General features: G+C 52.2%; 19 protein-coding genes and 1 tRNA gene. 15 read left to right on the top strand and 5 right to left on the bottom strand.

What is annotated here, in order from left to right; all coding sequences use genetic code 11:
- The first annotated feature begins 37 nt into the window (after window positions 1-37).
- The 5 genes from ACN0YN_RS02500 to ACN0YN_RS02480 all read left to right on the top strand — a co-directional run bounded on the left by ACN0YN_RS02500 (window position 38) and on the right by ACN0YN_RS02480 (window position 4,499).
- Window positions 38-1,057 carry a tetratricopeptide repeat protein gene (locus ACN0YN_RS02500; protein ID WP_417383399.1) on the top strand — a complete coding sequence of 340 codons (1,020 nt, stop codon included), beginning with the start codon at window positions 38-40 and terminating at the stop codon, window positions 1,055-1,057.
- A 108-nt stretch (window positions 1,058-1,165) separates the two neighbouring features.
- Window positions 1,166-1,239 (top strand) — tRNA-Pro (locus ACN0YN_RS02495).
- Window positions 1,240-1,823: 584 nt separating this feature from the next.
- Entirely contained in the window at window positions 1,824-2,555 is a 732-nt protein-coding gene (locus ACN0YN_RS02490) for a helix-turn-helix domain-containing protein (RefSeq protein ID WP_417383398.1), read from the top strand.
- A gap of 129 nt (window positions 2,556-2,684) precedes the next feature.
- A complete protein-coding gene (locus ACN0YN_RS02485; RefSeq protein WP_417383397.1) occupies window positions 2,685-3,365 on the top strand; it encodes an isochorismatase family protein in 681 nt (226 codons plus the stop codon).
- Window positions 3,366-3,515: 150 nt separating this feature from the next.
- Window positions 3,516-4,499 carry a zinc-dependent alcohol dehydrogenase family protein gene (locus ACN0YN_RS02480; RefSeq protein ID WP_417383396.1) on the top strand — a complete coding sequence of 328 codons (984 nt, stop codon included), beginning with the start codon at window positions 3,516-3,518 and terminating at the stop codon, window positions 4,497-4,499.
- A 734-nt stretch (window positions 4,500-5,233) separates the two neighbouring features.
- On the opposite strand, the gene ACN0YN_RS02475 is transcribed toward ACN0YN_RS02480, so the two are convergent.
- From ACN0YN_RS02475 to ACN0YN_RS02465, 3 genes are all read right to left on the bottom strand, one after another.
- The gene (locus ACN0YN_RS02475) at window positions 5,234-5,569 is read right to left on the bottom strand and encodes a hypothetical protein (protein WP_417383395.1); all 336 of its coding nucleotides are present in this window, start codon (window positions 5,567-5,569) and stop codon (window positions 5,234-5,236) included.
- A 201-nt stretch (window positions 5,570-5,770) separates the two neighbouring features.
- Window positions 5,771-8,377, bottom strand: a complete 2,607-nt coding sequence (locus ACN0YN_RS02470; RefSeq protein WP_417383394.1) for a bifunctional serine/threonine-protein kinase/formylglycine-generating enzyme family protein — start codon at window positions 8,375-8,377, stop codon at window positions 5,771-5,773.
- A gap of 109 nt (window positions 8,378-8,486) precedes the next feature.
- On the bottom strand, window positions 8,487-9,053 hold the full coding sequence (locus tag ACN0YN_RS02465) for an ECF-type sigma factor (protein ID WP_417383534.1): 567 nt from the start codon (window positions 9,051-9,053) through the stop codon (window positions 8,487-8,489).
- A gap of 751 nt (window positions 9,054-9,804) precedes the next feature.
- Here ACN0YN_RS02465 and ACN0YN_RS02460 point away from each other — a divergent pair.
- From ACN0YN_RS02460 to ACN0YN_RS02435, 6 genes are all read left to right on the top strand, one after another.
- Window positions 9,805-10,242 (top strand): hypothetical protein, encoded by a 438-nt coding sequence (locus ACN0YN_RS02460; protein WP_417383393.1) that lies wholly within the window; start codon window positions 9,805-9,807, stop codon window positions 10,240-10,242.
- A 133-nt stretch (window positions 10,243-10,375) separates the two neighbouring features.
- Window positions 10,376-11,917, top strand: a complete 1,542-nt coding sequence (locus tag ACN0YN_RS02455; protein ID WP_417383392.1) for an efflux RND transporter periplasmic adaptor subunit — start codon at window positions 10,376-10,378, stop codon at window positions 11,915-11,917.
- A 5-nt stretch (window positions 11,918-11,922) separates the two neighbouring features.
- Window positions 11,923-15,042, top strand: coding sequence for an efflux RND transporter permease subunit (locus ACN0YN_RS02450; protein WP_417383391.1), 3,120 nt, complete (start codon window positions 11,923-11,925; stop codon window positions 15,040-15,042).
- A gap of 139 nt (window positions 15,043-15,181) precedes the next feature.
- On the top strand, window positions 15,182-16,114 hold the full coding sequence (locus tag ACN0YN_RS02445; RefSeq protein ID WP_417383390.1) for a cation diffusion facilitator family transporter: 933 nt from the start codon (window positions 15,182-15,184) through the stop codon (window positions 16,112-16,114).
- Window positions 16,107-16,793 carry a HEAT repeat domain-containing protein gene (locus ACN0YN_RS02440; protein WP_417383389.1) on the top strand — a complete coding sequence of 229 codons (687 nt, stop codon included), beginning with the start codon at window positions 16,107-16,109 and terminating at the stop codon, window positions 16,791-16,793. The genes ACN0YN_RS02445 and ACN0YN_RS02440 overlap by 8 nt, the downstream gene beginning before the upstream one ends.
- A 286-nt stretch (window positions 16,794-17,079) precedes the next feature.
- Window positions 17,080-19,098 carry a CehA/McbA family metallohydrolase gene (locus ACN0YN_RS02435; protein WP_417383388.1) on the top strand — a complete coding sequence of 673 codons (2,019 nt, stop codon included), beginning with the start codon at window positions 17,080-17,082 and terminating at the stop codon, window positions 19,096-19,098.
- A 103-nt stretch (window positions 19,099-19,201) separates the two neighbouring features.
- Here the strand turns inward: ACN0YN_RS02435 and ACN0YN_RS02430 are convergent, their stop codons facing one another.
- Window positions 19,202-20,182, bottom strand: a complete 981-nt coding sequence (locus ACN0YN_RS02430; RefSeq protein WP_417383387.1) for an HAD family hydrolase — start codon at window positions 20,180-20,182, stop codon at window positions 19,202-19,204.
- 181 nt (window positions 20,183-20,363) lie between these two features.
- On the bottom strand, window positions 20,364-21,332 hold the full coding sequence (locus tag ACN0YN_RS02425; RefSeq protein ID WP_417383386.1) for a magnesium transporter CorA family protein: 969 nt from the start codon (window positions 21,330-21,332) through the stop codon (window positions 20,364-20,366).
- 223 nt (window positions 21,333-21,555) lie between these two features.
- Here ACN0YN_RS02425 and ACN0YN_RS02420 point away from each other — a divergent pair, with 223 nt between their 5' ends.
- From ACN0YN_RS02420 to ACN0YN_RS02405, 4 genes are all read left to right on the top strand, one after another.
- Window positions 21,556-22,464: a hypothetical protein gene (locus ACN0YN_RS02420; RefSeq protein WP_417383385.1), complete on the top strand. Its 909-nt coding sequence runs from the start codon at window positions 21,556-21,558 to the stop codon at window positions 22,462-22,464.
- Window positions 22,465-22,476: 12 nt separating this feature from the next.
- Window positions 22,477-23,031, top strand: a complete 555-nt coding sequence (locus ACN0YN_RS02415; protein WP_417383533.1) for a carbohydrate porin — start codon at window positions 22,477-22,479, stop codon at window positions 23,029-23,031.
- Window positions 23,032-23,249: 218 nt separating this feature from the next.
- Window positions 23,250-24,968: a glutaredoxin family protein gene (locus ACN0YN_RS02410; RefSeq protein ID WP_417383384.1), complete on the top strand. Its 1,719-nt coding sequence runs from the start codon at window positions 23,250-23,252 to the stop codon at window positions 24,966-24,968.
- Window positions 24,969-25,122: 154 nt separating this feature from the next.
- Window positions 25,123-26,376 (top strand): hypothetical protein, encoded by a 1,254-nt coding sequence (locus ACN0YN_RS02405; protein ID WP_417383383.1) that lies wholly within the window; start codon window positions 25,123-25,125, stop codon window positions 26,374-26,376.
- The last annotated feature ends 166 nt before the right edge of the window (window positions 26,377-26,542 follow it).

Below are 26,542 nucleotides of genomic sequence, written 5' to 3'. Positions count from 1 at the left end.
CTCTGAAGCATGCTTACAAACGATGGAGCTGTGCACGATGCACTTGACCCGGATCAACTTTTCGTTAATCGGCAATCTGACCATTCTGTTTTCACTGGGAAGTTTCACGCTTTCCGGCTGTAATACGATGCATGGCGTAGCCAGTAATGAAATGGGAAATGGATATTATCAGCGTGGTGAATATGCCAAAGCGCGGGAGTCATTCACTCGTGCGATTGCAGATAACCCCGGCAATCCAGACTATGTCCATAATCTGGCGGTTGTCATGGAGAAAGAGGGAAATCTGGCGGGAGCCGAACAGACTTACCAGAATGCATTACGACTGGACCCGTCTCACCAGCCATCTCACCATGGTCTGGCCGAGTTAATGATCAGCCAGGGACGTCAGCAGGAAGCCGTTCAGCATATCACTGCGTGGCGCGATACCCAGCCATACATTGCCGAATCACACCTGGAAATGGCCTGGCTGCTGGAACAATCCGGAGATATCAATGGTGCAGAACAGTCTCTCAAAGCCGCTGCCAATGTAGACCCGAACCATCCCAAAGTATTAGCTCACCTGGGGCAGGTCTACCAGCAGACAGGACGCTCAGAAGAAGCACTCGCCATGTATGAGCAATCACTCTACTCAGAATGGTATCAACCGCAGGTACAATCCCGCATCGCTTCCATTAAGAAGCCATATGACACAGCCAGCTCACAGGATCGCATTGTAGCGAAAGGCTGGGAACACGGACCGATGGGTAACGGCAGCCTTTTGCGTTATCGATCTCGTACCGCACAGGCAAACTATGCACACCCGCTCCCGACTTATTCGACAGGCGGCACAACAAGCACGGTTGCCATGATGAATGCAGGCCAGATAAGCCAGGCAGGCGGGTATTCCGAACAGGTCGTCACCTCTCAGCCGATGCTGGTGGCCCCGGGCATGACAGGTCAGCCAGTCCAGATGGGAACTCCCTACATGACTGCTTTGCCTGAACCAGTTAATGTCGATCCGGCCCATTTCCCGACCGAACCCACCACAGCAGGCGCACCCATCGTTCAACCTTACTAACAGACCTGGTTGAATGATGGAGAACCGGCTCTCCTCTTCGAATTCTCTGACGACAAATGCCTCCGCTGCGTTGACCCTTTATCGTCTCATGATAGAATAAACGTCCCGCGGGATGTGGCTCAGCCTGGTAGAGCGCTGCGTTCGGGACGCAGAGGTCGCAAGTTCAAATCTTGTCATCCCGACATTTCTTAAAATTCAGCCCTTGGACGCGTGCGTCGGAGGGCTTTCTCGTTGCCACTGCAGGATTTGTGATTCGACCATCGAGCTCAAAGATCGAACTCGATTTTTCACGATTTCGCATGAGATGATATAAATCGTTTCACAGTCGGACTATGCGCTGTTCAAATCTTTTCCTCTTCTTGGCCCTGTGATACCCAAAAGTGATTACTATGAATTTGGCCCGGCAACGCTATAATTAAAGTTCCCTGTGAGTAGTCAGAAATGCCAAACCAAGCACTGCAATATCGCTGCAGCGGACAGGACCACCTTACGGCTTTTCGGAGTTCAGAGGTTCCACAGCGACCTTGGCTGCCGCGCTTTCTCATTTGGCGAGCGAGGTGTTAAACAGGAGTGTTACATTGTTATGCACACCAACCATCGACCAAAGCCCTTAACGCTACTTACCCCTGACGATCGACTGCGACACATTCCGTATACGTTTCGGCACACGAGCGCGACGCTCGGCTGGCATGGACTTCGGGTCGAACACAACTCACAGCAGCCCGCGAGCGACATCGTCCACCCGCCCCTCGAATGTCTGTGGCTCATGCTCACAGGAGAAACCTTTCCGAAAGGTACCGCTCATCGTTGCGATGATGCCCGGCACAACGGAGACGGCTTGCCGCACGCGGTGAATCTACTGCCGCCTGGTGTCGAGAGCCGATGGCGGTGGCGTAACACGATCGACTCGACCCACTACCAGTTGTCCCGGGCACTGATCGCCAAAGTGGCTGAAGAGGCATTCGATCTCGACCCATCCCGCGTTCATTTTCCAGTATGCTATTATGATCAGTCCCGCCCCGAAGTAATCGCCACCCTCACTGCCCTTCGCCGCGAGTTGCTCACCGGTGGGCCAGGCGGGCGGCTGTGTGCCGAGTCGCTGGCGAACGTACTGGTCGTCCAACTCATTCGACAGATGTCCAACAGGCAAGGGGCGAATGGGGGCATCCGCGGGTCGAGCGGTCAACTGAAGCGACATGCGTTGCGGGCGGTCGAAGAATACATCCAGGACCACCTCGACCAAAACATCGCCTTGGCCGACCTTGCCAGTATCGCCCACCTAAGCGAATTCCACTTCGCCCGGCTGTTCAAGAAGACGACCGGCTTGCCGCCGTACCAGTTCGTCATCCACCAGCGCGTTGAGCGCGCCAAGCGACTCATCGCCGCCGGGCAGCTCTCGCTAGCCCAAATCGCCATCGACGTCGGCTTCAACGATCAAAGCCAGCTCAATCGGCACTTCAAACGGTTCGTCGGCGTCACCCCCAAGCGATTCTACTGAAGGCAGCAAGATTCATCAAAAAGTCAGCAAGAACCGCCAATACCCTCCTGATCCAGGCATCTATTCTGTTATACAGACATCGCGGTGTCGCGGTGCAGAACAGAGTACTCTTCACATCAGGAGAAAATCATGACCAAAGTCAACAAGTGGATGATTGACCCGGACGACGCAGTGATGCTGCTCATCGACCACCAGAGCGGTCTGTTTCAACTGGTCAAGGACATTGAACTCCCCGTCCTGCGGTCCAACGTCATTGCCTTGGCGAAGGTGGCCCGTCTCGCCAAGATTCCGACCTTCACTACGGCCTCCGTTCCTGACGGACCGAACGGCCCGCTCATTCCTGAAATCCACCAGCAGAACCCAGAGGCTGTGTATATCCCGCGGACAGGCCAAGTCAACGCCTGGGACAATCCACCGTGGGTCGAGGCCATCGAGGAGACGGGTCGCAAAACACTGCTCATCGCCGGCACCCTTACGAGCGTCTGCATGGCATTTCCCGCCATCAGCGCCGTCGTCGCGGGGTACAAGGTCTTCTGCATCATCGACGCATCTGGCAACCACTCCCAAATGGCCACTGACCTGACACTCGCTCGCATTGCTCAGGCCGGAGCGATGCCGATCGACACGTTTGCCGTTCTGGGCGAACTGATGAGTACCTGGAACCGCCCTGATGCAATGGACTTCGCGGCCGTCATGGTAGACCTCGTTCCACATTACCGGACGCTGATGGAGAGCTACGAGAAGGCACAAAGCGTGCAGAAGGTCGGGCATGAGACCAAATTGGACAAGCTGGTGCCAGCGGGTGTGTAGAACTGATTTACGCTCGCTGAGGTAGCAAAGACGCCGAAACAGGTGCGGCAAATGAACGGGGGCGCGACTTCGCTTTGTGACGTTCCTCTTCGCAAAGCACCCCGGTTGCACCGTTGGATCGTACATCGATTCGTAGAAATGAGTGCTTTAATGAAAGCGATCGTTCTTAAATCCTTTGGCGGCCCGGAATCGTTCGAACTTCGTGACTTGCCCAAGCCTGTGCCGCACGCGGGACAGGTCCTGGTCCGCGTCCATGCCACTTCCATCAATCCGTTGGACTACCAGGTCCGACGTGGAGACTATTCCGACCTGGTGCAACTGCCAGCCATTACCGGGCACGATGTATCGGGCGTGGTCGAAGAAGTCGGGCCGGGCGTGACAACCTTCTCTCCAGGAGACGAAGTCTGGTACACCCCGCAAATATTTGACGGGCCAGGAAGTTATGCCGAGTACCACGTTGCTGCCGAAACCATTATCGGAAAGAAGCCTGCCTCGTTGAGCCATATTGAGGCAGCAAGCCTGTCCTTAGTGGGTGGGACGGTGTGGGAAGCGCTGATCGTACGTGCGGGGTTAAGAGTGGGGGAAAGTATTCTGGTACACGGCGGCGCCGGAGGCGTCGGTCATGTGGCGATCCAGCTCGCGAAAGCCATGGAAGCACGTGTCTTTTCGACCGTACGCGAAGCAAACTTTGAGTTCGTACGAAGGTTGGGGGCCGATGGGATCATCGACTACCAAAAGGAAGATTATGTTGACGCCATCATGCGGGAAACGGGTGGACGCGGAGTCGATGTCGTGTTCGATACCATCGGCGGCAACACCTTGTCGCGCAGCCCCGACGCGCTCGCGCAACTTGGCCGCGTTGTCACAATCGTGGACACGGCCCAGCCACAGAACATCCTTCACGCCTGGGGCAAGAACGCGAGTTATCACTTCGTTTTCACCAGACAAAACCGCGGCAAGCTTGATGAGCTGAGCGCATTGGTCGAGCGTGGTCAGTTGCAGCCACATGTTGGCGCCGTCTATTCTCTGGCTGATATCCCACTTGCCCACACCCGGCTGGAGAGTCCCAACAACGGGGTTCGAGGAAAGATCGCAATAGCAGTCGACCATCGGCTTAGTGAATCCATGGAGTAATCCAAAGAAAAGACGTTCGCCGCGCTGCTCCTACAGCAAAGCTGAAACTTTCGATAACGATTGAACAAGGGCTTTAAAAAGTCTATTTGACGAAACGCCCTCCGCCTTGCTTTGAAAGTAGAGTAACAAATCACTTTGGCTGTTTAGGGTTTGTACCGATCAGGGTAATTAACCCGGCAAATGCCAAGGGATCAGACGTTTGCAGTTCAGAAAGAGCGGAGCAAAAGAGTTCTAACCGTGTTTTGTCGCCCCGACTATTAAACTGTATTACAGCAACAGATTACAACATCTAATTTTGGTCCGCTATTCGCCAAATCACCTTGTCCGTTTTTCTGTAATTTTTCATGCAAAATGATAATGCTCCAAGCCGCCCAGAATCGCTGCTCCACCATCCTGAACTACAAACGTTCTCCTAAGAGCCCTTCAGGAGCCTGTGCAAGCCTGACTGATCTCGCAGTAAGGCGTTCTTCATTAATCAACGTCGTGTGGCTTATTGTTTGTCCAATCATTAAGAGGCGAAAGTTACTGATTGTTCTTTCTCGACCGCACAGTACGAGATTCAGCGAAAACTCTGACAATGTAAACACGTGTCGGAACGAGAAGGCCGGCCGAAAATACACGGGGCGTTTTGAATTTCATATTAACTTCCACTTCCTGGTGGTTAAGTTTCAAGTGACATCCATATCGCCTGTAAGCGCTGGATTGCGGACTCTGGTTCACGACATGATTATCTGTCATTCATTGGCAATTTTGCGGAAGATATAGGTTGGGTGAATGTTAAGTGAGGCATCGCCGCCTCCGTTGAACGTCCGCATCCGACCTCCTTCCACGGCAATCAACTCCCATCCCTGGCTGGCAAGAATATTCAAACCACGCTCAAGTGATGGCTCGTAGGACTGGTTCGGAGGTAATTTACCGTCAAGACCTAGCTTGTCGATTTCCAATCGAGGAAGCACTTTGTAAACCTGAGGCGGCGACACTGGTTCGGCCTTCGGTTCGGCTGCCAGTGAATAGGCGATCGAAGCAGTCGCGATTGTGAGGACTGAGAAGCAGGCAAATAACCGTTTCATTTGTATTTCCTTCTAATGCTCGTTGCAGGTTAACTTAGTCCTTCATGGCAGATGGGACCCGATCCACATCTGTATTCTCACCAGGTTTTATTTTATACATCAATTGGTTTCGAGATTTAAAGGGTGACAGTTTTTTGTACCCGACGGTTCTTTGGAATAAATCACCGCATTCGCGCTATGCTAAAATGTGACGCGTTCCAGTTATTCGTCGTGGGGTTGAGTGGCGGACTCAGTAGCCAACAGAACGCGAAACCCGTTAGCGTAATAGCGAGTCGTGGGACTGCCATCGGAACGTCGGGCGGTGCGAACGGCTGATGGCTGAGTACTGAATGCCCCGCCACGCGCCACACGGAGTTGAAACCGGTTCTTCCCAACCGGATCAATCATTTTTGCTGCATCATACAGGGCAAATCCATCATTACACCATTCCCATACATTTCCGTGAATATCGAAAATACCAAAGGCATTCTTCGCCTTCTGTCCGACCGGCTTCGTGCCGATACCACCCAAGCCTCCATACCAGGCATAGTCAGCCAGCCTGGACTGATCATCTCCAAAACAGAACAGCCCTGGATTCCCGGCGCGGCACGCAAATTCCCACTCGGCTTCCGTAGGCAGTCGGTAGGTCCCTTTGTCTTCACCGCTCAACCATTTGCAGAAAGCCACCGCATCATTCCATGAAACGTTGACTACCGGATGAGCGTCGCTCTGCCCGGTCTCAAATCCCAGGTTTCTGTTCCACAGGAATTCGGGAGATTGAATCCATTTACCATCTCTTCTGCCGTAGCCCCCCTTGCCGTCCTCTTCAGCATCCGTCTTGTAGCCTGTGGCTTCGACGAATTGACGAAACTGTCCTCGGGTGACAGGGTGAATGCCCAGACGGAAAGGCGTTGTCAACGTAACTTTGTGTTGCGGTCCCTCGGTGGGAATCTTCTCCATAAACCAATCAGGCATTTTCTTCGCTCTGGCATCCGCCAATAACTTTTCAATCTCCTCCTTGCTACTCCCCATTACAAACTCGCCAGCGGGGATGAGGCGGAACTTCATGCCGATTTTGTTCTCGTACTCCACCGGCACATTGAAGTACTTTGCCCATGCTTCCTGATAGGACTTCGCCTGCTCGTCATCGAACGGTACCCGTGCAGGCTTCGGAGCGTCGGCTGGCCAACCGTGCCAGTCGGAAGCTGATCGGGTTTCCAACGATTTGCTGATGATTGCGTTTGGTTCCAGACTCATCCGCACCACTGTTCGGCCATTGCGGGTGATCGCCACTAATTCCTGGTTGACCGGCTTGCCGTCTTTAAGAGCAGTGACCTTGTACTCTCCAGGACGAAGGGTCAATTCCTCAACACCACTGCCGGTGATGGTGACCTCCTCGCCATTGATTGCAACCTTCACGTCGGAATCGTCAGTTTCGATCACCAATGTACCGGAACCGGTCGTCAGTCGGATCACGGTCGAAGCGAGCTTTGTTACGCCTGTTGCTTCGGTGAAGCCCGCCAAGCCGAGGATGATCACCACGGCTACGGCGATTTTCACCAGCGGACTTTGCCGTAGAAATTTTCTGCGGCGCGGTCGGATTGCTGAGATGTCAACGGGAGTCTCTGTAGCGGTTTTCGACGGATCGGGAATCTCCGGAATGCGGCCTGCCTGCAGATCGTCGGCACACCGGTCAAGTAATTCGCTCACTTCTCGGGCCGAGCTGAAGCGTTCAGCGGGATTTTTGGCGTGCAGGTGACCAATCAACTCACACATCCAGGAGGGCGTTTCGGGAATGATCTCCAAAATCGAACGCGGCGTCTCCTCAGTCACGCGTTTGAGCACCGCAATTGTCGTCGGTGCACGGAATGGTGGACGACCGCTGACCATCTGGTACAGCACGCTGCCGAGGCTGAACAGGTCAGCTCGCTGGTCGAGATTGTCGCCATTGGCCTGCTCGGGAGCCATATACATTGGCGTCCCGGCAATCATCCCCGACTGAGTCATGCTGGCATCGTCCACCGTTCTGGCGAGACCAAAGTCAGTAATCTTAACCCGTTCCTCCATGTCTCCTTCCAGGAGAATGTTTCCTGGCTTGATATCGCGATGGATCAAATCCTGAGCATGCGCAGCCGCCAGACCATCTGCGATCTGTTTGCCCAACCGCAGTACGCTGCGCAAATCCAGCGGACCGTGTTCTTCAATCTGCTGTTGCAGTGTCCGACCTGGAATGAATTCCATGACGAGGTACGGAATCGGCTCTTCTTCGACCGAGTGAATCCGAACAACGTTTTCGTGTCGAATCCGGGCTGACGTGCGGGCCTCGCGCAGGAACCGCTTACGAGCTGGCGACATCGAAGCCATTTCCGGAGAGAGAACCTTGATCGCAACGATCCGTTCGAGCTTGGTGTCAAAAGCCCGCAATACCATGCCGAAGGCCCCCTTACCAACGACATTCAGGACCTCGTAATGGCCCAGCAGACCAAGTGAGTCCTCACGAGACGCCGGTTCGAGGTAGCTGAGGGAAACTTCATCGCTCGCGTGTTGGGGCTTCTGTTTCATGGTCGTTCCCGCGAGCCCCGCTTCGCATCCGGCGTCGGGCGTGTATCCGTTTTCATAAATGGTTATCGGCTTGACTCCATCGAAATCAGGAGGTACTTCCAGAACAGGATGCTCAAGAAAGCTGCCAGCACTGTCTGACAGGTTTAGCAGTTTCTGGACCGCTTGCCGCAATTCGAGATTGTCGCCACAAGCCGAGTCAAGAAACTGGTCGCGTTTTTCCGTTGAATCGATGGCAATCGCTTCGGCAAAGATGGACTCTTCGTTCATGGTCAGCACCTCAATAGAGTGTGAAAAAGGGTTCAACCTACAATGCGATATTTTTCGATCAACCCCCTCACGAATTTCTCATTTTTTTTGTAATCCCTCTACTCTCTACTCAACTTTCTTGCTCCTCGCTAAGTTCACGCAGCAACCAGACTCGCGCATATCGCCAGTCCCGTTCAGTAGTTGCGAGCGATACTCCCAATAACTGGGCGGCTTCCGACATGGACAGACCGGCGAAGTAGCGCAGCTTGACCAGCTTGGCTTTTCGATCATCCAACAGTTCGAGCCGATGCAGTGCCTCATCAAGGGCAAGGAGATCTACGCAGCGGTTAGGGGGTGAGATGAGATCTGGATTCAGTTCGACCCGTTGAACCTTTCCTCCGTGTCGAACCCGTGATTTTCGTCGCGCCGATTCGACCAGAATCCGCCTCATCGCCTCGGCGGCAGCCGCAAAAAAATGGCCGCGTGAGTCCCACCGTTGAGCTTGCTCCACATCGACCAGGCGAATGTAAGCATCGTGCACCAGAGCAGTGGCCTGCAGTGTTTGCCCCGGACTCTCATTGGCCAGTCTGGCCGCTGCCAATTTGCGCAGTTCGTCGTAGACGAGTGGCAGCAACTGATCGGCCGCTTCGGGGTTCCCGTGCTCAATGCGAGACAAAATGATCGTCACGTCAGACATGCTTTCTAAGATATCGCCTGGAAATACGTGTGTAAATATGAGGTCAGAAAATATAGCGTCTGGCATGAAAAGTGTGGTTTGATCCACGAATGCCAATTCACATCGGTTCGCTGACCAGGATGAACTGATCCAGCCATTCATGCAGGTCAGCCTGGATCACCCGTGCGGCGAACGCATTCAGATTGAGCTGACAGGATGTGTTCTTTTTGACATGGCAGTGGCGTCGAGAAGCTCATCGAAGGTGGTTTGAAACTAGCAGTCATTGTTTGCTCACTCATCACCACAGTCGGCGGGGCTAGAACTGGGAGTTGTCAAGGAGAAGTCGATCCAGAGAGCGATTTGCGCTCTGTCGCACTAAAAACCACTTTTGTAATTGCCCGCTATGCGGACACTGAAAATTCCGAGGTACACTCCCTCACGGGATAGACCGATATCAGTATTGCTTGGGAACACTGGTGCAACTTCTGGTTACCCACGGAGGACAGCAGCGACACAATCGTGGTGTCAATGCGAGCGATACCGACTGCGAAAGAGAACCCTATACATCCAACCAGTCGTTGTTGTGATATATTCTGAATCATGCGCAGCTATGCAGTCGAAATTCAGATAAAAATCAGACTCAAGCATTGTAATTGCTCTGGTCGAGAAGTATGAATTAATAGACATGCTACGCAATTTCGCCTGCACGTGACCTTCTGAGATTAATCATTCCTGCCAGTTACCTGCCTGCTACCTTTTTCGAGAGCCCGTTATGTTCAACCTGAGCATTACAATTCGCTGCCTGCTGCTGCTGGTCGTAGCCTGGCCGGGGCCTCGTCCGGTTGTGCATTCCCATGCAGACTACCTCTGTCAGTGCGGTAACAGCTCTCTGCTGGCAATGCACATGCGGATTTATCATGGTGACTGCTGTTCGCAGCCTGGTCTCCCCTGCACACCACACTGTCACTGGGTCAGTAGCGGTAATGATTTTGACCGCACCATTCCTGTCAGGTTTACTGACGGACTGATTATGGCAGCCATCGACCTGGAAGATTTCCCGGGCGATCACCTGTCCGCAGACGATTGGGGATCGGGTTTACTACCGTTATTGCCAACCATCCGCCCTGCAGTTACCTCACTACTGGATCAGGCCTCTCTCAGCCAGCCTGACCTGGAACTGCATCAGCTCTTCTGTACGTGGACCTGCTGAACGCACGCTGTTAAACACTCACTTTTGTGTTTCCTCCTGCTTATGTTCTGCGCTGATGCTTGCGCCCTCGTCTGAGCAGGAGGAGATCCGAACTCGATTTCCGGATCCAGTCCCAGTCCTTTGAGGTATCTTTATGAACCAGACGACAGGTCAATTACCGTCCAAGCCAGTCAACGCCAGCAATAAACCGGTATTGTTTCTCATATTCGCGATCATCGCCGTCGTGGCAGGTGTGGGGATTTACCAGTTCAGCTCTCAGCAGTCCAAGTCCGATGCAGTTCCCGATGTTGAGTCTGCGAAACGGGAAACGGCTCCGTCAGCAAACCAGGGCTCACAAAATCAGAGTTCAGAAACGGTGATGGTCACGCTTCCCGAGTCGAAGTGGAAAGTCGCAGGGCTCCAGATCGCCCCGGTCGCCATCAGTAAATTTGAAGAGACAATCCGGCTGACTGGGAAAGTCTCACTCAACGAGGATAAGATCGCTCACATTTATCCCATGGTCGAAGGCTCAGTCGACAGTGTGGAGGTAGGACTGGGTCAGGTGGTCAAAGCGAATGACCTGATGGTCGTCGTCCACAGCCGGGAAATCGGCCAGGCCAAGCTGGACTTATATCAGGCTCGTCTGCAGCACGAGATGGCCGTGGTGAAAGATCGGATCCAGCAGGAAATCGCCACCAATACCAGACAACTGTTGGCAGCTTTGAGAAAAAGAGAGCCGATCAACCAGATCGAAGCGCAGTTCCGCAGCAGCAGCATGGGGAATTACCGCGAACGACTGTTGATGGCATATGCCAGTTATCTGAAATCCGATGCGGATGTGGAGCGACTGGAAGAACCGACCAAATCGGGAGCGGTCGCTTTCAAACAGTTGCACGCTGCCAAATCCAGTCGCAATGCGGACCTGGCTGCGTTTCAGGCACGCATTGAACAGATCGAGTATGAACTCAAAACCTCGCTGCTGCTGTCATCCCAGTCCGTTAAAGAAGCAGCCACCCGGGTCGCGGTTGCGGCCACCAGCCTGCGGATTCTGGGTTGCGACGAAGCCGAGATCAAATCGATCAACCCCGAACAACAGGGCGCTAAAATTTCTCATTATTTCATTCGGGCCCCCATCAGCGGTACTGTCATTTCCAAAGACGTGACGTTGAAGGAACAGATCCGGCCTCAGACCCAGATCTTCAGTATTGCCGATCTCTCAACGGTCTGGATCACAGCGGATATTTACGAAAAGAACATTCCTCTGTTGAATTCACTGGCTGATAAGCCGGTGCGGGTCTTCAACGAAGCCTGGCCCGACCGCTCCTTTGAAGCTCAAATTTTTTATACCGGGGAAATCATGGATGAAAAAACCCGTACTATCGCCATGCGGGCCGTCGCGAAAAACCCCGATCACCTGCTCAAGCCTGGCATGTTTGTAAATATCGAATTTGAATCGGGATCCGACCAGGCACAGGTCACGGTCCCCCTGACGGCACTGCAGGAACACGAAGGTAAGACGTTTGTGTTCCTGCATACTGGAGAAGATCAGTTCGAGAAACGGCTGGTCAAACCGGGACAACAGAATGAGACATCAGTCGTAATCCTGGAAGGTCTGAAACCAGGCGAACGCGTGGTATTGGACGGCGGCTTCATCCTGAAGTCTAAAATGCTCGAAGACTTGATGGGTGAGGAGTAGAATAAATGGTCAACCATATCATTGAATGGTCTTTAAACAATCGATTTATCGTGATGCTGCTGGCCCTGGTGATCCTGGGGCTCGGCTTTTTCTCAGCAACCACCATCCCCCTGGATGCAGTTCCCGATCTGACCAACGTGCAGGTACAGATTCTGACGAACTCCCCTGCCCTGGGACCGGTCGAAGTGGAACAGTTCATCACCTTCCCGGTGGAAAACGCGATGAGCGGCGTCCCCAATGTCGAGGAAATCCGTTCGATCAGCCGCTTCGGTTTGAGTGCAGTTACCGTCGCGTTCCAGGACGGCACCGACATTTACTGGGCGCGCAATCTCATCAATGAACGATTATTACAGGCGAGGGAGAACATTCCTCCGGGAATGGGAACGCCCGAACTGGGGCCGATCGCAACCGGGATGAGTGAAATTTATCAGTTTGAAGTCCGCAGCGAAGTGGAAGGAGAATATTCACTCAGCGAACTGCGTACGATCCTCGACTGGCAGATCGCCTTTCAGCTGCGCAGTGTACCCGGCGTGATCGAAGTCAACACCTTCGGCGGTGAACTAAAGACGTATGAAGTTCAGATCGACCCCGCGAAGCTGCAGAACTATGAAATCTCACTGAGTGATGTCTTCAAAGCACTGGAAGAGAACAACGGGAATGCCGGGGGTGGTTATATCACTCATGGTGCCGAACAGCGACTGATTCGCGGCGAAGGCCTGGTCAGTTCCCTGGACGATATCCGCACGATTATCCTGGACAGCCGCGAAGGGACCCCCATCCGCGTGCAGGATGTAGCAGAGGTCCGCTTTGCCCCGATGTTGAGGCAGGGCGCGGTGACCCGGGACGGGGACCGCGAAGCTGTGATCGGCATGGTGATGATGATCATGGGTGGGAACTCCCGTCAGGTGGTCGAAGACGTGAAAACGAAAATTGCCGAGATTCAGAAAACGCTGCCCAAAGGGGTCGTGATCGAGACGTTTTATGACCGAACCGAACTGGTGGAAAAGACAATCCACACGGTGGCGGAAAATATCGGCCTGGGTGTGCTGCTGGTAATCATCATGCTGTTCCTGCTGCTGGGCGATGTGCGCGCCGGTCTGATTGTGGCAGCCGCGATTCCCCTCTCCGCCATGAGCGCCCTGATCGCGATGCGATATGCGGGGGTCTCCGCTAACCTGATGAGCATGGGAGCGGTCGACTTCGGTGTGATCGTTGATGGTGCCGTGGTGATGATTGAAAACTGCGTGCGGCGGGCGTCGCACTACCAGAAAGATCACGGCGGCGACCACGTTCCGCTGGGCGTTTATCGAGAATCGGCGAAGGAGGTCGGCAAGCCGATTCTGTTTGCCGGCATTATTGTGATCATCGTGTTCATTCCGATCCTGAGTCTGCAGGGCATGGAAGGCAAGATGTTCCGCCCGATGGCGTTCGTATTTATGACGGCCCTTTCGTCGGCACTGATCATGTCGGTGACTGTGATGCCGGTGATGGCCTCGCTGTTTCTGGCACGTCAGATGAAAGAACGCGAAACCTTCCTGGTTCGCTGGATCAAACAGGCGTATCAGCCGCTGTTAAGCTTTTCCATGCTGCGACCAGGCCTGATGTTCCTCAGTTCGATCGCCCTGTTTGTCTTCAGCGTCATCATGGCAGCCGGCTTTGGTCTGGAATTCGTTCCGAAACTGGATGAAGGCGATATCGCCATTCAGGCCACCCGTCTGCCCAGTATTTCACTGGAGACATCCATTGAGATGACCAAGGCCATGGAAAGGACTCTGCTGGAAATCCCGGAGGTGGAAACGGTCGTCTGTAAAACCGGTCGCCCGGAAATTGCGAACGATCCGATGGGCGTTTACCAGACAGACATCCTGGTACGACTCAGGCCCCATTCGGAATGGACAGAAGGACTGACGAAGCTGCAGTTGATTGAAGACATGCAGCAAAAGCTGGAAGATCAGGTTCCCGGCAACAGTTACAGTTTCACCCAGCCGATCGAACTTCGCGTGCAGGAACTGGTGGCAGGGGTTCGCTCCGACATCGGGATCAGCCTGTACGGGGATGACCTGGATGAACTGAAACGCAAAGGGGATGAAATCGTGGTGGCCCTCAACAAGGTTCCGGGGGCCGCCGATGTGCAGGCGCAACAGATCGCGGGGCTGCCTTACCTGCGGGTGATTATCCGCCGCGATAAACTGGCCCGGTATGGGATCAACGCCCGTGCCGTGCTGGACTCCGTCGCCACGGTGGGTGGTGTGTCTGTGGGTCAGGTTTTCGAGGGGCAACGGCGATTCCCGCTGCAGGTCCGTCTCAGTCCTGACTGGCGTAAAGATGCCAAGCGGATCTCAGAACTCAAAATCGAAGATCCGCAAGGGCGACAGATACCGATTTCTCAACTGGCGGAAATCACCGTGGAAGAGGGACCGGTGGAAATCAGTCGCGATTCCATCCGGCGTCGCCTGTTGATCCAGTGTAATGTCCGCGGAAGAGACCTCGCGGGTTTTGTAGCGGAGGCGCAGCAGGTCGTCGACGGAGATGTGCAACTGCCCGCCGGCTATACTCTGCGGTGGGGTGGTCAGTTTGAGAACCTGCAACAGGCGAGCCAGCGGCTGGCGATCGCGGTTCCCGTGGCGCTGTTCCTGATCTTTGCCCTGCTCTACATGACGTTCAATTCCGTCAAGCTGGCGATGCTGATCTATCTGAACGTGCCGATCGCTGCGACCGGGGGCATCCTGTTCCTGTGGTTCCGTGACATGCCGTTTTCGATCTCGGCCGGTGTCGGGTTTATCGCCCTATTCGGTATCGCGGTGATGAACGGCGTGGTGCTGATTGAACACGTGCGACATCTGCGGCATTCGGGAGAGAGCCAGCAGGATGCGGTGGTCAATGGAGCGATGGACCGACTGCGGCCCGTGCTGATGACGGCTTCCTGTGGCGCCCTCGGCTTTATCCCGATGGCGCTGTCGGGCAGTTCCGGCGCAGAAGTACAACGGCCGCTGGCGACCGTGGTGATTGGCGGCCTTGTAACGTCCACCGCACTGACACTGCTGGTGCTGCCGACGATTTACCGCTGGTTTGAACCGAAAGAGGCACATCCGGAACCCGTGGACATGACGGAATTTGAACATTGAGCCGACCAGGCTGACATTCGATTGACTGATCATACCCAATCAGGCTCAAACTTTGAGCTCTGGTTGGGTATGATGTTTTCTTTGGGTAACGAAAGACCGATTCCTGCAGCGTTCTAAAATAATTGAAGGCACTGGCACCTTGGCAGATCGAAATTCCATTGCAGAAACATATGCTGAGGTCATCCGGGCCGCCATGTATGGTCTGGCAGCAAATCTGTTTCTGGGAGTCGTCAAACTGGCCGGGGGGATCATCGGGAATTCGTTTGCCCTGATTGCAGACGCCGTCAATTCAATTGGTGATGTCCTGTCGACGCTGGTCGTGCTGATTGCCCTGCATTATGCCCAGCGCCCCGCGGATGAAGAGCATCCCTATGGTCATACGCGCGCCGAGGGAATTGCGGCTTCGAATGTGGCCATTGTGATTATCATTTCGGCGTTGTATGTCGGCTGGGAAGCCGTTCAGCGATTGACGACCGAGCATGGAATTCCGCCGGTATGGACCCTGTGGATTGCCGGCGGCAACATCGTTATCAAGGAAGTCCTGTATCACTACAACGTGCGTATCGGACGCCGTACGGGGTCCGCGGTGATTATTGCCAATGCCTGGGACCATCGGAGTGACGCCCTCTGTTCCCTGGCCGTGCTCATCGGACTGGCGACCATCAGTTTCGGTGGACCGAATCTGATGTGGGCGGATGAAGTGGCCTCGCTGATCGTGGTCACTGTGATCGTCTGGTCGGGTATCCGGCTCTTTCGTTCCAGTGCCAGCGAACTGATGGATTTGCAGGCCGATCCGGAATTTGTCAATCAGATCAGAACCGCCGCCTTATCGGTCAATGGAGTTGAGGATGTGGAAACGCTCTGGGTCAGAAAATCAGGTTTAGAATATTTTGCTGATATTCACATTGAAGTGGACCAGAACCTGACCGTTGCCGAAGGGCATCGCATCGGGCATGAAGTCAAAGATCATCTGTTGGATGAATTTCCCAGTTTGCGAGATATACTCGTTCACCTGGAACCGTTTCCGCATTGTCACACCTCTTTAGAAGATGGAACAGAAGACCATGGATGACCAGTCTTTCGAACATATCATCGAACAGCTTACTGATGAAACAGACTGGTTGAAAAGAGGGCGGGCACTACGCAAGCTGAGAGAATATGGAACAGCAGTTGTACCCTGTTTAGATCATATCTTCATTCTGCTGTTTGATGAAAAAGCCCCGATTCGGGATCTCTCGGCGATTTTGATCAGAAATCTGGGTGCTGCTGCGGTTCCGTATCTGCTCGACAAACTCGATTCTGAGGATTCAGGAGAGCGGAAAGAAGCAATCTGGTTACTTCTTGAATGCGGAAACCGTTTCTGTACCACCACCAGATTGATTAAACAGGTGCTGGATGAACGTTATTCACAATTACCTGAATGGGGACAGCCAGAATCGATTATTTTTGACCATTTTCACAAATGCCTGACAGATCCAGATCTATCAGTACGGTTCAAAGCGGCTTCAGCTCTGGAAGAATTTGGAAGGGAAATTTCTGACACAATTCCGGTGTTTATTGAAACAGTTATTTCCGGTTCAGACCATGAACAGAACTGGGCCGCCCTGCGTCTGGGAAGAATTGGTGAACCGGCTTACGCCGCATGCAAGGCACTTACTGCTGCTACTGCATCTGATTACGGATACACGCGACTGGCAGCAAAGAATGCGCTGGCATTGATTCTTGACAAAAAAGAGAAACAGCCTGAGTGACGATTCTCAGTCCTCACGCATTGCCTGCGATTATTTTGTCGTTAAGTCATCTGACTGGTCGAGATCAACGCACACCTCAAATCAACTCCTGCTTTAACCTGTTCGATTGTTTCTGTAGATTCATAGAGATTTCACATTCTCTGACTGCAAACTTCGTTTAGTAGTCGAGTACAATCATGGTCACCAGACACTGACATACCTTCTTCCTTTTCACTCCGCAAATAACGAAAAACATCTGTTTTTCAACCAGCCTTGAAATCATCTCATAACCTGAGGAACGCAACGAATGAGCCTGATCCATTTCAGAATGTTGATTCTGTTCACAGCTATCGGAATCAGTAACCTGACAAGCAGCCTGATCGCTGCTGAGAAGTTAATCGTCATTGATCGTGAGTCACACAAAGTTGAAGGAAAAACAACTTTTGAGAAATCATTTACGGCTCAGAAGAACGCCACTGAATTTGCACTGCTTTTCGATCTGAACCTGCATAAACCCAGTTCAGGCGGCTATTGGAACATTCAAATCAATGATACTCTGCTGGGAAAGCTCGAAGCACACATTCCCCAAATCGATTCGAATCCGGAACAGGACGAATTTCACCGCATCGGTTTTGCGGTACCTGCCAATGTTCTCAAGGAAGGTGAAAACAAGCTGTCGGTCACTGGTCGTGGGCAACCTGCGGTCTTGCGGAATCTGGTATTGGATGGCCGTCCTCTGCGACAGACATTACAACTGGAAAAGGTGACGGTAAAGGTCAACACACCAGAAGGAAAGCCGGTTCCAGCCAGAATCACGGTGGTCAATGAGCAGGGACAATTGTCAAAACTCTACTACGCACAGAAATCGACGACCGCCGTACGACCGGGAATTCTCTATACACTGGGAACGGGCGATTCATTTGAGTTACCACCCGGAAAGTACACGCTGTATGCGACACGCGGCATGGAATGGGGCGTAGACAGACAACCAATCGTCGTCGAGAGCAATAAGCCCCTGAATCAGACCCTGGTCATTTCACGCGAAGTCGACACAACAGGCTTTATCGCCTGCGACAGCCATATTCACACATTACCTGGCAGCGGTCACGGAAATGCGACTTTCGAAGAGCGCATGATTACCATCGCCGGCGAAGGAATTGAAGTCGCAATTGCCACCGACCATAATCACATTTCAGATTATTCAGGCTACCAGAATCGCACAGGGACTAGTAAGTATTTCCATTCCATTTCCGGGGATGAAGTGACAACACATAATGGTCATTTTACAGCATTCCCGTTAGATCCTGAGCAAGCGGTTCCCGGCGGAGTGAAAGGCCGTAATCCACTCTTCCTGAAGCAAGAGAACTGGGGAGAATTGATCGCCGACATGCGAACCAAAGGGGCTGAAGTAGTCATCCTGAATCACCCCTACTGGCCCAGTATCCCCGATGGTCCCTTTGGACGACTGCATTTTAATCGTAGTACGGGCCAGAGAAATGCAGGACCGGAATTTAACTTCAATGGTTATGAGGTCGTACAACCAGCCAATAAAACGCCCGATTTTTACTATGCACTCGAAGACTGGATGTCCCTGTTGAATCGTGGGTTGAAGCTCACCGCAGTCGGTGCCACTGATTCCCACACGGTCAACTCCCCGGTAGGACAGGCACGCACTTACCTCAAGAGCACCACGGATGACATATCGCAAATTACACCTGGAGAAGTCTGCCATGCCTTCACTGCAGGCCGGGCAGTGGCATCAGCGGGTATTTTTGCCAACCTGAAACTGAATCGTCAATTTAACATGGGAGACCTCGTTCCAGCGGAAGCACTCAGAAAAGACAGTCAAACCCAACCCTCAAAGCTGAAGGCGACTTTACGGGTTGCTGCTCCTTCATGGGTCCGTCCCCGCGAAGTGATGCTTTATCTGAATGGAAAGCAGGTCGCACAGAAAAACATCGATTCCGTGCCGAATCAGCCCACAGATCAGACGCTCGAATTCTCACTTGAATTGCCGCCACACGATGCCTATCTGGTGGCATTCGTCCTGGGAGATGGCATCACCCTGCCCGGCTGGACCACCTATGGAAAAGCTTCCCAGGCGATTACCAACCCGATCTTCCTGGATATCGATGGTGACTCCAAATATAGCGCCCCCCGTGCTACTGCGCAAACCCTGATTGCCAATTATGAAAAACAGCATGAGAAACTGACACCGGCTCTGCAGGACAAACTGCTTGATTCTACAGCCGTCAAAGCAGATTCAGCCATTCTGCTGCATGTCAAAGACCTGCTGAAACCGAGCACTGATCAGCAACCACAATAACCGGACAGACCGTTTTACGAGTGCCATCCTTCATCGCAGCACATGATGACACTCGATAAAACGGCTTTGCGTACCAACGGTTTTTCCCTCGCTGTATGCGACATCATTTCTGGAGGGGTGGATAGATTACTTTCCAGTCATCCTTCATATTGACGACCGTCCAGCCTTTCTCACTGGCATCTTTGAGAGCCTGTTCCGCGCCTGTATTGTATGCGTACTCACGTTTGGCATCGGTGTGATGAACCAGTAAAGCAAACCGTGCCCCTTTCGTACCTGTCGCCCACTCCAGCATCTGAATGTCGCCGTCTGAGTTTCCAAAGGCAGCAATGGGACGCAGGCCAATATGGGAATTAATACCGACCGGTTTACCGGCTTTGTCATCAATGAAATCCACTTCAGGCAGACGAATCAGGACCGGAATCTTTTCGCGCAGCTCAAATCGGGTCTTAACACTACTGCCGACGACCTGCTGAGGAGGGATCCCATAGACTCGCTCTGTCCAGGGTCTCATAAACTCAATTCCGCCACCTGAAACAATGAAGGTTTTAAAATCATTCGCACGCATATAAGCCAGCAGTTCGAGCATCGGCTGATAGACCATATCGGTAAAGAGCCGTCCGGTCTGGGGATGTCGAGCCGTTTCGCTCCATTTTTTGACAATCTGTTCGAACTCCGTGGTCGTCATGCCGGTATGCGTCGCGACAACCAGTTCCAGAACCGCTTTTTCCCCGCCTGCAAAAGCGGTTTTGTAGTCCCCCTTGAGTACCGAGGCAAATGGTTCCAGTGTTTGCCATTCAGGATGCTGCGGTGCAAGTGCTTTAACACGATCAACGGCAAAGTACATCTGAAAGTACATCGGCCTTTCCGACCAGAGAGTGCCATCATTATCAAAGGTCGCGATTCGCAATTCCGGCGGGACGTAATCGGGGGAATCCTTCGTTGTCACTTTTTTGACAAACTCAATAATATTCTGTTTGGCAGTCGAATCGCTCCATGAAGGGAGTGGGTCGGCAGCAGGCAAATGAGATGCTGTGAAGATCAGAATACAAAAGATGATGCAGCAATGACGTTGAAGGAGTTTCATGCGTTTATCTTTCTGATAAATCAGTAATCCAGTGTTATAGGGAAGCAAGGCGGTTATTTAATGCAGGTCTTCAACAGGTCCTGAATTTCCGTATTGAAGGAGATCATAGTCATGATACGTTCCGTGTAATTGTGAAATTATCTAATTTTGTTACCGCATCACCCCCGCCCTTCCCGGGCCCTTACTCAAACCAGCCGCGCCAATAGAAATAGGTACCAGTAATCCCCACGGTAGCCAGCATGAATGTCAGCACGACCAGATACCCTGAACCGACTCCCATGCCGGGCAGATCGTTGAAATTCATTCCATAGATGCCGGAGATCAAAGTCAACGGTAAAAACACGGCAGAGATGATCGTCAGAAACTGAAGCCGACTGTCCACCCGGTTTTGTACGACTGCTTCGTAATCGCGCTGCAGGCTGGAAACCCGCGATTCGGCTCCGGCAATGATTCTGCTGGACAATTCAGACAGTTGTAGCATTTCATGAAAGTAGTTCGCCTGCTGGCTGACGCTGAACGCCTCTGATTCAACGGTCTGTAGAACGCCTGCACAATAAGTGTGGTCATCATGCACCGCAGCAAAATGGCTGACTCTCCTGCGCAACGTCGAAATTTTCTTAGGGTCCAGATCTTCCGGATTATCAAAACACGCCTGATCCAGAACCTCCGCTTCTTCTCTCACTTCCAGCGCGGCATCGACGTTGCATTTTCCAATCTGAATCAGCAGGTAATACAGCAATGCCGATGAATTGTGTGCGTATAACGGAACATCTCCATCCAGATCATTGATGATGTCTTCAACGGTATGCAGTTGATCGCGATGAATGGTAATGATCGTTGTCTTCAGACACAGTATGGAAAGATATGGTTTCTCTTTCTGGTCCCATCCCAGATGCGTCGGAATCTCCAGATACAATGCATCGCGTTGTGAAATGAACCGCTTGCTGCGCTGTGGGTCCAGGCAGGCCGCCAGGATATCCGGGTGTAGACTCAACGGTGCCAGTAACTGCTTGAGTTCTTCGGGAGAGGCCGCTTCGATATCTATCCAGCGATTTTCCTGATCCTGCTGCCAGGAGGCTGACAAGGCTGTCTCTGGTAACGGAATCAGCGTTGACTTGTCACTGATACCAAAAATCCGAACGTTCAACATAACAGCTTGTTCTCCCTCTAGCATCTGACAGGCAAAAGCCGTCATAACCCCTACAATCACACTTTGAATAGCTAATCATTGATGAATTCCAGTTTCGGAAATCTGGTCCTAATCAGATTTTGACGATTAATCTTAAAAAGACAAGCAGGTACGATTAATTGAGTTCTATAAATTATTCCCATTCCCTCTGGCAGATTACAGGTCAATAATCAGGTTACGACAGATGCTGAAAAAGAGATTCGCTCACTGCTTGATCGGAGCCACTATCCTGCTGAGTTCGCAAAGCATTTTTGCAGCAGAAACCAATCGAGCTGTATCTCCCGGTTCACAGCTGAATGCATCGACTTCTGAATCCCCTCTTTTTTCAGGCGATAATTCCAGCGAACCGGTTTTCCATGCTGAAATTGCCCCCATCAGTTATTCAACGAATCTGGATGAAGCCTGTGACTCAGAAAATACGGCTTGTATCTCCGATGAATGCCTCGGAGCCGTTGATTGCGGATATGACTGCGAAGACAGCTTATTCACTCGGCAATATTTAACTGGCGACCTGTTCGGTGCCCGTTCGGCGCTGGCCGAGAGCGGAGTGATCGCCGACCTGCAGTTGACTCAATTCTACCAGGGAGTCAGCAGTGGTGGTCGCAGACGTACTTTTCAATATGGCGGCAAAGCCGACTACATGTTTACGTTCCAGGGAGAGCAACTGGGGCTCAATAAAGGCTTCTCAGCAATCCTGCATGCGGAAAGTCGGTTCGGCAGCGATATCAATGGCGCAGCCGGAGCATTGAGCTTTCCAAACAGTAATATGTTTTACCCGCTACCCGGTCAGCACGAAACAGCGATCACCGGCCTGATGTTCATGCAGGCTTTAAGTGAAAACTTTGCATTGACTGCAGGGAAGTATAACCTGCTCGATCTGTGGAACATGATTTATCCCAATACTGGTCGAGGAATCAATGGATTCATGAATCTATCCATGATTGCACCGACTCCCATCATTCGCACGACAAACCTCTCGATCAACGGTGCAGGAGCAATGGGACTCCACGAAGGACAGATCCAGAGTGCTTTGATGGTCTACGACACGACCAACTCATCCACGACAGCCGGTCTAGATGACCTGTTTGACTAGGGCGCCGTTGTCCTGGGTTATGGACGTATCTTTACGGAATGGCGCGGTCACCCCGGCTCACATGCGCTCTTGGGAAACTGGAGCAGTCGTACTTACACTTCCGTCGATCCGACCAGTTGGACCGTAATTCCAGGACAGGGGCTGGTTGCCCCTGGTCAACAGACCGGTTCATGGACAATCAGTTACATTCTGGATCAGGTCTTGTGGGCTGACTGCTGCAATGATAAACGCGACGTCCGTTTGATGAGCCAGTGGATGATTGCCGATGGAGACCCAAACCCGTACCGCTGGAGTGGTAATGTAGCGTTGCAGGCCAACGGTTTATTTCCCTGCCGCACACAGGACTCGCTGGGGGCAGGCTATTTCTACAATGAACTCAGCAGTGATTTCAAATCACTTGTCAGTGTCGCGGTACCACTCCGCAATACTCAGGGAGTTGAACTCTACTACAACATGGCTTTGACCCCCTGGTTCCATGTAACCGCCGATCTGCAGGTACTGGAAGATGCGAACGCAAACGACAAAGCATCTGTCCTGCCCGGCCTGCGGGCGAATCTCCGATTCTAATCGGTCGTCGACGCTTTTACGGATTCCTTTCAACTGAAAAATAATGCTTCGACAGCAATTGAGATAAAACTGCTCCTCAAACGAACAGGCGGTCACTTCCTGCGCTTGCTTTTTTCAATTTTACAGTGGACCAATTCTGGTTCTCTAATCATAATAGATTTTCAAATTATATTTCGGGTCAGAACTCTGGAACTCAATACAGGACGAGGAGGGATACAGTGCCTGGCAAGATTTACAACTCTGGAAAACCGCTGCAGTGGCTCGTTGTACTGCTGACGCTCTCTCTTTCATCTTCAGTACTTTTCTCACAAGAGTCTTCTGAAGCTGCTGGTTCCCAGTGTGCCGTTCTCGAACTGTTTGTGCGCAATGACTGTGCCGATTGTCCGAAAGTCCAGGAGCGGCTCGAAGACTATGCCAGAAAACGGGGCCGTATCAACCTGCATGTCCATAATCTGAACGAGCCGGGAAAACATGTGGAACGCTACCAGCAGATTTTGAACTACTTCCGGTTGCAGGATGCGGAACTCCCCGTTGCCTACGGCTGTAATTCCATCCTGCGAAAGCTCAAACCAGATTCTTCCACAGACGAACGCATCGACAAACTGTTGACGGTCGATATCTACGTTCGTTCAGGATGCTCCCGCTGTGCCGCCGCCAAAGTCTTTCTCAAAGGATTGAAACAGCGGTACCCCGTATTTGATTACAAGCTGCATGACGTTGTCTCGGACAGCGCTGCCTCAAATCGTGTTTATGAGCTCGCAGATCGCTACGGCAAACAGGCCGTCAGTGTCCCTGTCTTTCATTTCTGCAATCAGCTGGTGATCGGCTGGATCAGCGACGAATACACGGGATCAAAAGTGGAAGACGTCCTGAAATTCTGGACCGCCACCTGTCCTAAACCAGAAAAAGACGATAATAAACAGAGCACGATCCAACAGACGGATCATTCTCAGCTGCAGTTTGTTTCCTTTCAGAGTGAACCTGATTTAGACAGTCCGGTTCCAAAATCAAATAACGAACCAGTTCCCCTTTCTCCCGTTCCCAAAAGCAATGCACCACTGGGACCGCCACCCGTGGGAGACGATGACTCACTCCCTCCGATACCGGGAGGAGATGCCAGTCTACCCCCACCGCCGGGAGTTGAACCACCTCCAGTGGAAGGGGAGTCGCTGGCTCCTGTTCCTTCACAGGAGGTGGATACCATCGAAGTTCCCTTTCTGGGAGAGTTGAGCAAAAGCCGGTTAGGAATGCCGGCTTTTACTTTTTTAATCGGCTTGGTGGATGGATTTAATCCCTGCGCCATGTGGGTCCTGCTGTTTCTGCTTTCCCTGCTCGTCAATTTGAAGAACCGTGCCAAAGTCCTTGCTGTCGCGGGGACCTTCGTTTTCATCAGTGGCCTGGCTTATTACGCCTTCATGGCTGCCTGGCTGAATGTCTTTAAACTCATCGGCTACCTGCCTATGGTTCAGTTTTCACTGGGACTGTTCGCAGTGTTTATTGGCGTGATCCATGTCAAAGATTTCTTCGCTTTCAAAAAAGGGATCTCTCTGTCGATTCCCGAATGGGCCAAACCCGGCCTCTATGCCCGTGCCCGTAAAATCGTCACGGCGGAAAACCTGACCGGAGCCATCATCGGCGCCTCGATCCTTGCCGTGCTGGTGAATATTATCGAACTGCTCTGCACAGCAGGGCTCCCTGCGCTTTACACCGAAATATTGACCATGCAGAACTACCCTGCCTGGAAAACCTACGCCTACCTGGGCCTGTATATCGTCGCTTACATGCTGGATGATTCGATCATGGTAACCATCGTCGTCGTCACCATGGGCCGTCATAAGCTTCAGGAGAACCAGGGACGCTGGCTCAAACTCTTCAGCGGAGTCGTCATCCTCCTGCTCGGTCTGGTCCTGATCTTTAAACCATCACTGCTGCATTAAGCTGTGGGGGGGGGGAGAAACCTGTTTGTGACTTGCGCCAATCGACCTCTCAGCACAACTCGCCTTGAAAACAGAATCACCTCAACGGTACCATAAACTGAGACAGACTTCAGTTTCACTTTGATCTCGGTCGATCGTAATGAGGCCCGGCACTATGAAAACCAGAAGAGAAAAGTACTTCCTGTTATTGCTCCTGTTTCTGATGCAGTTCCTGTATTTCAAACCAGACGCATATTCGCAGAATGAAACAGAAGAATCGTTTCCCTCGATGAGCGTCGCTGACTTCTTTCAATTACAGCCCGAACAGCAACGACAACAGCTGCATTCCGCGATCAAGTATCGATTGCAGTTATTCGATAATATCGCCTATTCGACACAAAACGTGGTCTTCAATCCTCATCAGAACTTAACCCTGTTTCCTCTTGCCGGTCCTTTTTCAGTCCCCTCCGGGATCGAACATCCGAAGCAGATGAAAAAGGAATATACGGTCAGACGCGCCAACAATTCGTACCACAAACTCATCCGGGAGAACTGGCCATTCATTCAGAAATCTGGCTCAGATCTGGTTCTATGTTCTGAATTTTCATTCGATGAACCGGAAGAAGTCTATCAGAGAATTTCGCTGCTCAACGAGGATAAGCAGGCGGTGATCGCCCCCGGGGAAGACTGGATCAATCAGGAAGATCGACTCGAATACTGGGGAACAGGAACCACCAGAACCCGCGGCGTCTTTTTTCTTAATGATGCAGCCCGCGAACTGGAACGACTCATCAGTTACCCGAAATTCAATCAGTCGGCGAGTGAATCCATCAATCCGGGAAAAATCAAAGATCTAAAAACCATCACGTTGACATTGCAGTCAGATCTTCTCCGACAGTCAAATCGGAGAGGAACTTTGACGGTCCATTTTGACCCAGAGCGGCAGTTCCTTCCGGTGGCCTATCTGCTTGAACGTATGGAGACAACAGAAGCAGGCTCCCGCGTCTGCTGGTTTGAAGCGATGCTGTTACTCGACGCTGTCAATCAACAGGGGCACTGGTTTCCTTCGCACTTCCAATGGCTGCAAAGTGGCGGGCTCCCGACTGCTGACAGCCTGGTCGCTGCCTACGATGTCAAAGTCGATTCGATTGAATTCAATACCGTGGCACAGGATGATCTGGCCTTCATGTTCCCGGCGGGAACGGAAGTGAGAGACAATATCCGCGGTGTGACATTCACGGCAGACGGTAAAGGGGGCGTACAGGGAGAGATTCAGGGAATTCCTTATCTCAACCTGACCTATCTGAGGGTCTGTCTTCGACGTTACTTCTCGAAACTGATCATCCCGGCCACATTAGCAGGTCTGATGTTCATCGTCTGGATTATGAGACGTCATCGACTGCAAACAGAGATAGAGCAGACAACATAGTCTGTGAAAAATAAAATCAGCCGTTCAGCATCCTGTTTATTAACAAGGCTAATATGAAATCCAGTGAATCCCCTTCCCGTTTCTGACTGTTCCCACTGCATTTATAGTTGCTTCTGAACCCCAATTGTTAGATAACTGTATGAGAACAGAGATGTTCCCTCGACGC

The organism is Gimesia sp., assembly GCF_048260065.1.
Taxonomy (GTDB): domain Bacteria; phylum Planctomycetota; class Planctomycetia; order Planctomycetales; family Planctomycetaceae; genus Gimesia.
Note: the sequence above shows the minus strand (reverse complement) of the source record. Positions and strands in the feature narration are given on the sequence as shown.

Coding starts and splice junctions, on each gene's coding strand:
- ACN0YN_RS02500 (WP_417383399.1), top strand. CDS start 38: ATGCACTTGACCCGGATCAACTTTTCGTTAATCGGCAATCTGACCATT.
- ACN0YN_RS02490 (WP_417383398.1), top strand. CDS start 1,824: ATGCTCACAGGAGAAACCTTTCCGAAAGGTACCGCTCATCGTTGCGAT.
- ACN0YN_RS02485 (WP_417383397.1), top strand. CDS start 2,685: ATGACCAAAGTCAACAAGTGGATGATTGACCCGGACGACGCAGTGATG.
- ACN0YN_RS02480 (WP_417383396.1), top strand. CDS start 3,516: ATGAAAGCGATCGTTCTTAAATCCTTTGGCGGCCCGGAATCGTTCGAA.
- ACN0YN_RS02475 (WP_417383395.1), bottom strand. CDS start 5,569: ATGAAACGGTTATTTGCCTGCTTCTCAGTCCTCACAATCGCGACTGCT.
- ACN0YN_RS02470 (WP_417383394.1), bottom strand. CDS start 8,377: ATGAACGAAGAGTCCATCTTTGCCGAAGCGATTGCCATCGATTCAACG.
- ACN0YN_RS02465 (WP_417383534.1), bottom strand. CDS start 9,053: ATGTCTGACGTGACGATCATTTTGTCTCGCATTGAGCACGGGAACCCC.
- ACN0YN_RS02460 (WP_417383393.1), top strand. CDS start 9,805: ATGTTCAACCTGAGCATTACAATTCGCTGCCTGCTGCTGCTGGTCGTA.
- ACN0YN_RS02455 (WP_417383392.1), top strand. CDS start 10,376: ATGAACCAGACGACAGGTCAATTACCGTCCAAGCCAGTCAACGCCAGC.
- ACN0YN_RS02450 (WP_417383391.1), top strand. CDS start 11,923: ATGGTCAACCATATCATTGAATGGTCTTTAAACAATCGATTTATCGTG.
- ACN0YN_RS02440 (WP_417383389.1), top strand. CDS start 16,107: ATGGATGACCAGTCTTTCGAACATATCATCGAACAGCTTACTGATGAA.
- ACN0YN_RS02435 (WP_417383388.1), top strand. CDS start 17,080: ATGAGCCTGATCCATTTCAGAATGTTGATTCTGTTCACAGCTATCGGA.
- ACN0YN_RS02430 (WP_417383387.1), bottom strand. CDS start 20,182: ATGAAACTCCTTCAACGTCATTGCTGCATCATCTTTTGTATTCTGATC.
- ACN0YN_RS02425 (WP_417383386.1), bottom strand. CDS start 21,332: ATGTTGAACGTTCGGATTTTTGGTATCAGTGACAAGTCAACGCTGATT.
- ACN0YN_RS02420 (WP_417383385.1), top strand. CDS start 21,556: ATGCTGAAAAAGAGATTCGCTCACTGCTTGATCGGAGCCACTATCCTG.
- ACN0YN_RS02405 (WP_417383383.1), top strand. CDS start 25,123: ATGAAAACCAGAAGAGAAAAGTACTTCCTGTTATTGCTCCTGTTTCTG.